Below are 6,451 nucleotides of genomic sequence, written 5' to 3'. Positions count from 1 at the left end.
TGAGCATGGTGGTTTTGCCGGCGCCGTTGGGGCCAACGAGCGCGAAGCGCTCGCCGGGGTTGATCTGGAAGGACGCGCCGCTAAAGAGGACGCGCGCGCCGAAGCTTTTTTCGATCTTGTCGACCAGGAGGATCATGGTGCCGCCTTTGACCTTGTGTGCCTATATGAAAAAAGGCCCCAACTTGCGTTGGAGCCTCATTCAATGCTCGGGTGGAGACGAGGGGGGTCGAACCCCTGACCTCTTGACTGCCAGTCAAGCGCTCTCCCAGCTGAGCTACGCCCCCGTGCGAAAAAGTACTATACGGGAACTCGGACGACGATGCAAGGACAATTTTGGAAAATATTCTGCGGCGCGCGGAACGGGCACGAGGCCGAAGAGACACGCGATGCCCGGAATTGCCCGCGGGGCGCGCCCCGCGGGCGGCGGCGTGGCCGCCGCCCTCCTTCCCGGCACCCGCCCGGCCGCCCCCGGGGACCTCACGCCACGGAACCGGGCCATCTACTACGTTTGGCCCACATCCCCCGACCATGACGTCTCGGGCAAAAATAAAACCGCAGGTAGACGGCCTGCGGTTTTCGCGAAATACGGGGTATGGTCGAGGGGTCGGGGCTAAACGTAGTAGATGGGCCGGTTCCGTGGCGGCAGCGTCGCGCGCAGCCGACCGAGGGCGCCCGGAAGTGAGTAGGGCACCCATCTAACGACCGATTTCCATCCAATTGCACAATACGTTGGCTCGTAACTCCATTTCCGTTGTCTTTTGCGCCTTAGTTTTGCGCCTATAGCGCAAACCCAAGCGCGAGCAAAGACTTCGCACGATCGCATCAAGCTGCTCGGCATCGTTAAGCATGTCGTGCGTAACCAGGAAGACGTCATACCCCATACTTTGCAGCGCCGTCATGCGTTTGGCATCGTGGTCGAGCACGGCGCCTGATCCGTGGATGACCTCGCCCTGAATCTCCACGATGCCCGCCTTCATTATGGTTGGATTCACGATCACGATATCCCCGTAGCAGACTTTTTGCCCTGCAATGCTCTGCGCCGATGCGGTTAGCGGCGTAAGGTCGTTGACGTAAACGTTTCTAAAACCGGCGCCGCCGCGAGAGCGAGGAAGCGATAGCAATAAAATTCCTGCAACTTCGAGCGGAGAAGCGGCTATGCCCGTCACCAGCTGCGCGGCGTTGTAAAACTTCGTACCCCACTTTCGTTTTTTCATCTTACTGGCGTACTCATGAAGCTCGTGTATTTCGATGAGCGGCTTCCTCATCCAGAGCGAAGTGCCCTTTAGCTTTGTGACCTCATTCGTTTTCTTTTGTCCATTGGGCCCCTTCGCATTCACCTGTTCTCTGACTTTTATGCGCGCATAAACGCGTTTCCACGGCGCTTCGTCTTGGCTTTCATCGAGTTCAAAGAGGGATTCGGTGGTGGCTCCTTTAACGGCGTCATCGGCTTTCCGTAGTTCCGCTTCTATCGCAGCGGTGGGCTTAAAGACGGAGAACCACCCGCAGAATTCGTACATGGCAAGGACAAGATCGAATGGAGACACAAAGCGCGCCATGGTAAATAGCGTCGAAAGTGGGTTGGTTACCCTAAAGCCCAATGTGGTTTCCAACGTACTGTCCACCCCCGAAGCGTCTTCGCAGTGGATTGTCGTTCGCAAACCCGAATGGTAGTTAACGCCACCAGGCGCTGTCGTGGTAATGATTGGGGTCTTGAGGACTTCGGTTACGAAAGGGGCTTGGGACAGAGCTCGCCAGCCGTCTTCGGAGTTGGGCAGGCGCGGATAGAGATCGCGCACCTGCGGTGGGCAGCGCCAGTAACGGAATGCGGTGTTTGCGCAGATGATTTCGTCCATTTGCGTCTCCCCTGGTATCGGCCATAGGCCGTGCGGATTGCGGACATCGCCGATTATCTACTGGGGCATCATGCGGGTAAGTACCGGAAGCTGACCAAACACTGACCAATAGCTTGACGAGTTCTGCCGAAAATCCCTCGTGTGATAGAAATCAGCTGGAAGGAGTTCTGGGCGTGTGGTCCCTGTCTTCACATTTGCGCATGAATCACATGGGGAATTCAATGAAAATACGCATGCGTTTTATACAAAACATGCAATGACGTCAGCAAAAAAGGTTGTGATAAAAAATTATGCCTTAGACGACCACGATTTAGTTGTGGTGTCACCTTTGGTGTCAAAAAGAAAAAGGCCAGAGATTTAACACCTCTGACCTGTGCTTTTGATGGTGGGCGATACAAGATTCGAACTTGTGACCCCATCCGTGTGAAGGATATGCTCTACCCCTGAGCCAATCGCCCGTCGCCTTTCGGCAAAAGAGATACTATCATAGCCGCGCGTGGTTTACCAAGAACTTTTTGCCCCCGATTTTAAATTCGTGGGTGCAAGCCAAGCAAAAGTAAGCAAAACAATCGGCAAAACCGCAGCCAAACCACCATTTACCGCTTTATCCAAGAAGTCTCGGGGCGGCAGCGCAGGGTGCTGGGGATATCCATGTGGTGTCCAATCAATTCAATTACCGGCGTGCGGATGCTTTGGTTCTATACGTGCGACGGGTCGCCCGTGCCCGCAACGCAACCGCGGCGCAGCTCTTCGGCGAGGTCGGCGCGAGAGCGGTTTCCGGAAACGAGGTCCTGGATCCAAGCGTAGTACTGGTTGTCTTTTGCCTCCGGGCTGTCGGACAGGACGACCGGACTGCCGACGAGCCTTAGAACGGCCAACGCAAAGACAAGGCTGATGCGTTTGTTGCCGTCCTCAAAGATGTGGTCCTTGACCATGTGCTCGGCGACGTAGGTGGCCTGGTCAAAGATGTCTGCGAAGCGATCGGTTGGCGATTGGCCGAATATCGTACAGAATGCACCCGCAAGCACGGACTCGATGCGTCCAAGCTCAAGCGCGGCCCGGTCGCCTGTGGCGTCGGTCGTATAGCAGCGCCCGACCGTCATCAGCGTGCTGTGTAGGCGCATCACGGCCGCGGCCATAGCTTCGAGCGAACCGGCATCATCGAGTACGAGCGGCGCTAACGGATGCGCGCCTCGCTGCGTAGTCGCCATCATGAGTTCTCCAAGAGTCTGAGCGCGTTGGGCATGGCGGCGATGGTTAACTCAACTGCATGGTCGATCGACATAAAGCCGTCGAGCAAAATCGGTGATGCTGAATTTGCCTCGTGCACTACTGAGTAATCTTCTTGAGTAGCGCGACCAGTGCCGTCATCTGGCTGAACATGACTCCAAAGCATGTGCGTCTCCTTTATAGCTTCGTAGATGGAAAAGACTGCGAGTCGTACTCCAGAACGATCGGTTGCCAGATGAGGTCTTCAATACTGCAGTCGAGCGTGTTTGCGAGCGCCAATGCCGAGGAGACCGAGGCGCGGCGTAGGTCGAGCTGGTTCTGCTCGTAGAGTTGTATGGCGCGAAGTTTAACCCCCGATTGGGCGGCGAGCTGTTTTTGCGTTAGGCCGGCCGCCTTTCGTGCCGCTTTGAGGCCCTTTTTGTCTGCCTGGGCATCGTTCCATTTATCAATGACAATCTGGGCAAACTTGTCTTCGGAGGCCTCGTGGAGCGGATGGTACGAGCCGATGATCCAATCAAGAGGAGCGACTTCGAGTAGCTCATTAAAGCCCAGGCTGCACATCCATTGCGTATAGGCCAAAACCCAGCCCGCCCAATACTGGGGCGAACGGTCGAACGGATAGGTCTCCCTGCATTCGACGGGGACCAGTCCCGCATGGGCGATAATATCGCGCGCGAGCTCGTCGCCCGCCATGCCGCAGACAACACGAGGCATACCGCGCTCTAACTGTTTCATCTCAAAAGCGTTCGACAGGATCGCCGTCAACTCAGCTGGAGTCAGCCCTTGGTCACAGAGGGCAAAATCGACCGCCTCGCCCAGCGTTCTCATGGCATCCTCGAGATACATCTCACTGTAGGCGTGGGTCATCGCCCGTCATCCCCTCTCGAATGATATCGACGATACGAATTCCCTCAAACGGGTTTTCGGTAAGTAGCTCCCGATACTGCGCCCTTGCCACTTCATCTCGCTCCTTGGCCAATGAACCATACATAGCTTGCGGCGCACGTTCAAATCCAGCAAAACGAATGCTCTTAAACGCGCGCTCGCTTTTAAGTACAATCTGCTCTCCCAAGTTGCCGAGCCTCATAGATCGACCAAGCTGATCGACGGTAATCGTATTGTTCACAAAAGCTCTGGCATAGCTAAAGTACGAGTCGTCCGCACGCCATCCCCTTATCACGTCGTAAACGCTAGTGTCAGGTAGAAAATGATCGTAGAGATATTCGCACGCCCCCACGGCAATAGCGGTGTCCTTGCGAAAAGAACGATGCTCTACAAGCAACGCAATCCAATGCAGAACTGAATGATGCGGCGATAGCAGGTCGAGTACCTTGAGATCGGCCATATCGAGTTCATAGCGATTCGCAAAGCCATCGGCATCACGCGAGCATGCCCATTCCCTTGCAAGGTCGAGGCTCTCTGTGCAATAGAATCCCCGTCCATAGTCGTTATGGACTTTCCCCAGGCCAAGCTGGGGAGTCTCAATAATTTTCTGAGAACCATGCCACAGTTCCATGCGAGCCTCCTAAAAGGTATCGCTCTAGAGATAGTATAGCACACTATCGCTAGAGCGATACCTGTATTCAAAGAGCAAGAGGATGTCTGGAACAGAGTTTGAGATCCATACTGACTTCTAAGACTCGCCGAGCCCGGAAGTATGCGGCAAAATTAAGACTTGCTGATAACGCCGGAGCACACTAACGCCTCAGCCTGCTACAGCACTTCATAGATGCGCACCTCATCCTGTTCGATGCTTTTGCGGAAGGCCGGGCGCATGTGCTCTGGTGGGTTGGTGACGATATCAACCTTTCGCCCAAGCTCCTTCTCGAGCTCATGGGAGAGTTCGTAAAGCGTGCCGAACGTCATGGTGTTGCCGCAGACTAGGCGCAAGTCAATATCGCTATCAGGCGTTTGCTCGCCTCGAGCAAACGAACCAAATAAATATGCCTCGCTGACGTCGTATTGAACCAGCATGCGGGAGGCCGCAGATGATATGTCAGCAAGTGAAACCATGTCTCAATTGGGCGTTTAACAGTAGAACGTCAGCGAATCATCACCAAAGGTTTCACACCACTTGTCACATATGAATTGATGATTCATGGTGATTAGTTTTGAAAGATCTCTGAGATCCTTAGCCGGAATCTTGCTCTCGTTGTTGGCAAGTTTGCATCCGCCGTCTTTCGTCAGCCAAAACTTGGTCGAATTAGCAGCCGCCCTCTTTACACCTACGTGTATGTGAATTGGTTCTCCGTTTTCCGAAATCCAAAAGAACAGAACGTACTGCCCAAAAATAAGAACTCGAGGCATTATGCCACCGCCGGTCCGGCTTTTTGGCGTTCGGCGAGCTCGAAGATAAACGGGGCGTTTGATCTAACAAATTCGGTCAAGAAATTGAGGTCATCAGCAGTAAATCCTTCGACGTTGAACCATTTGACCGCAGGCAAGAAGCATTCCGCATGGTCAAAGCCAAAGTCAACCGGGCGCTCGACGGCCACGCGAACGGTTCCGTCTTCTCTTGTCTCTGAGTAGGCAAATTGGGTGCCATCATCAAGCTGAACATAGCTCCAAAACATGACTACCTCCTTAGTGTTTATATTCGAGTATAAGGAGCAGACTAGACTTAACGCGGCGTGAATTAAATAATTCCTATAAGACACGAACTCTGACAGCTGGCCTTGTCCAGAAGTGGTGGGGGCCGAGTTCTGCCGACCAGAACCCGGTTTTGCGCTTTCGCGACCTGCGGTTTTATTAACAGAATTTGGCTTGCGCTCGGCGGGCTCCGGTTTTCCCGCACATACGGAAATCGGGAGCATCAGCAACGGCGCGCAGCTTTAAGAACCGCTGTTCCCAGCACGAAAAGCAAGCCGGACACGGCAATCCAATGGCTGTCGCTGGTTTTGGGGAGTGACGAGGAAGTCGCGGTGGCGGCCTTGAGCCTGGAGGTCTTGGCGGCCGTGTTGTTAGTCACTGTTGTCGTGGTCACTGTCTTAGTCGCGGCCGCTGGCTTCAGAGTGAGATTCGTCGACGGATCCGTAGCTGGCTCTCCGGTAGCGGGGTCAGTGCCAGGGACGGAAGGACCATCCCCCGGCACATCGCGCGCATCGCTCTCCCCCGCCGGGCCAGCAGCGCCCTCGGGCTCGATCGTCACATGCGCTGCCGCGGCCCCGTCGGCATCCACCACGCCGCCCGCGCCAAAGGCCCCGCCCGCAGGAGCCACAAAGCGCGCGGATGCAAGCGAGCCGCCCAGGCAGGCGACGCCGCCGTCGGCGCCCGACGCATCCAGCCAGGACGCATCGACGGTAAGCTGCCCGGCCGCGCCACCGCCGGCAGCCCCGCCCAGCAGACACACGCCATAGGCGCGCACGCCC

Annotated in this window: 10 protein-coding genes and 2 tRNA genes; all 12 read right to left on the bottom strand. The window is 55.6% G+C overall.

Features of this window, described 5'->3' with window-relative positions:
- Positions 1-136: ATP-binding cassette domain-containing protein (locus DXA43_RS10385; RefSeq protein WP_199580560.1), on the bottom strand; the 136-nt coding region annotated here is incomplete at its 3' end.
- Between the two features lie 75 nt (positions 137-211).
- Positions 212-284 (bottom strand) — tRNA-Ala (locus tag DXA43_RS09015).
- 411 nt (positions 285-695) lie between these two features.
- The gene (locus DXA43_RS09010; RefSeq protein ID WP_117806919.1) at positions 696-1,853 is read right to left on the bottom strand and encodes a hypothetical protein; all 1,158 of its coding nucleotides are present in this window, start codon (positions 1,851-1,853) and stop codon (positions 696-698) included.
- Between the two features lie 383 nt (positions 1,854-2,236).
- Positions 2,237-2,311 (bottom strand) — tRNA-Val (locus DXA43_RS09005).
- Positions 2,312-2,551: 240 nt separating this feature from the next.
- Positions 2,552-3,067 carry a Fic family protein gene (locus DXA43_RS09000; protein WP_117806917.1) on the bottom strand — a complete coding sequence of 172 codons (516 nt, stop codon included), beginning with the start codon at positions 3,065-3,067 and terminating at the stop codon, positions 2,552-2,554.
- Positions 3,064-3,249, bottom strand: coding sequence for a hypothetical protein (locus DXA43_RS08995; RefSeq protein WP_117806916.1), 186 nt, complete (start codon positions 3,247-3,249; stop codon positions 3,064-3,066). Before DXA43_RS08995 ends, DXA43_RS09000 begins: the two co-directional genes overlap by 4 nt.
- A gap of 11 nt (positions 3,250-3,260) precedes the next feature.
- Entirely contained in the window at positions 3,261-3,950 is a 690-nt protein-coding gene (locus DXA43_RS08990; RefSeq protein WP_117806915.1) for a helix-turn-helix domain-containing protein, read from the bottom strand.
- Positions 3,931-4,599, bottom strand: a complete 669-nt coding sequence (locus tag DXA43_RS08985) for a DUF3990 domain-containing protein (protein WP_117806913.1) — start codon at positions 4,597-4,599, stop codon at positions 3,931-3,933. Before DXA43_RS08985 ends, DXA43_RS08990 begins: the two co-directional genes overlap by 20 nt.
- A 197-nt stretch (positions 4,600-4,796) precedes the next feature.
- Positions 4,797-5,057, bottom strand: coding sequence for a nucleotidyltransferase family protein (locus tag DXA43_RS08980; protein ID WP_158564974.1), 261 nt, complete (start codon positions 5,055-5,057; stop codon positions 4,797-4,799).
- Positions 5,058-5,111: 54 nt separating this feature from the next.
- Positions 5,112-5,390 carry a DUF4160 domain-containing protein gene (locus DXA43_RS10625; protein WP_117806910.1) on the bottom strand — a complete coding sequence of 93 codons (279 nt, stop codon included), beginning with the start codon at positions 5,388-5,390 and terminating at the stop codon, positions 5,112-5,114.
- Entirely contained in the window at positions 5,390-5,656 is a 267-nt protein-coding gene (locus tag DXA43_RS08970) for a hypothetical protein (protein ID WP_117636055.1), read from the bottom strand. The genes DXA43_RS10625 and DXA43_RS08970 overlap by 1 nt, the downstream gene beginning before the upstream one ends.
- A 239-nt stretch (positions 5,657-5,895) precedes the next feature.
- A partial coding sequence (locus tag DXA43_RS10285; protein WP_199580559.1) for a hypothetical protein occupies positions 5,896-6,451 on the bottom strand: 556 nt, incomplete at its 5' end.

It is taken from the genome of Collinsella sp. OF02-10 (genome assembly GCF_003463445.1).
Classification (GTDB): Bacteria; Actinomycetota; Coriobacteriia; order Coriobacteriales; family Coriobacteriaceae; genus Collinsella.
Note: the sequence above shows the minus strand (reverse complement) of the source record. Positions and strands in the feature narration are given on the sequence as shown.